Source organism: Xanthobacter sp. NM-25 (assembly GCF_022138605.1).
Lineage (GTDB): Bacteria > Pseudomonadota > Alphaproteobacteria > Rhizobiales > Xanthobacteraceae > Xanthobacter.
Window position 1 is genome coordinate 1 of sequence record NZ_JACBFS010000016.1, and the last position, 807, is coordinate 807.

The following is an 807-nucleotide window of genomic DNA, read 5'->3' on the forward strand; positions in this document are numbered from 1 at the left end:
GCGCAGATGGGTCACAAGATCCTCATCGTGGGTTGCGACCCGAAGGCGGATTCCACCCGCCTGATCCTGCACGCCAAGGCCCAGGACACCATCCTGTCGCTGGCGGCCAACGCCGGCTCGGTGGAAGACCTTGAGCTCGAAGACGTGATGAAGATCGGCTTCGAAGACATCAAGTGCGTTGAGTCCGGCGGTCCGGAGCCGGGCGTGGGCTGCGCCGGCCGCGGCGTGATCACCTCCATCAACTTCCTGGAGGAGAACGGCGCCTACGAGGACATCGACTACGTGTCCTACGACGTGCTGGGCGACGTGGTGTGCGGCGGCTTCGCCATGCCCATCCGCGAGAACAAGGCCCAGGAAATCTACATCGTCATGTCCGGCGAGATGATGGCCATGTATGCGGCCAACAACATCTCCAAGGGCATTCTGAAGTATGCGAACTCCGGCGGCGTGCGCCTGGGCGGGCTGGTGTGCAACGAGCGCCAGACCGACAAGGAGCTGGAGCTGGCGGAATCGCTGGCGAAGAAGCTCGGCACCGAGCTGATCTACTTCGTGCCGCGCGACAACATCGTGCAGCACGCCGAGCTGCGCCGCATGACCGTGGTGGAGTATGCGCCCGACAGCGCCCAGGCCCAGCACTACCGGAACCTGGCGACCAAGGTGCATGCGAACAAGGGCAACGGCATCATCCCGACCCCGATCACCATGGACGAGCTGGAAGACCTGCTCATGGAGCACGGCATCATGAAGGCCGTGGACGAGAGCCAGGTCGGCAAGACCGCCGCCGAGCTCACCGCCTGATCGGCTGAC

At 64.2% G+C, this 807-nt stretch carries 1 protein-coding gene; it reads left to right on the plus strand.

Annotation, left to right across the window (positions count from 1 at the left end):
• Positions 1 to 798: nitrogenase iron protein (gene nifH, locus MEU52_RS21685; RefSeq protein WP_238123948.1), on the plus strand; the 798-nt coding region annotated here is incomplete at its 5' end.
• Between the last annotated feature and the right edge of the window lie 9 nt (positions 799 to 807).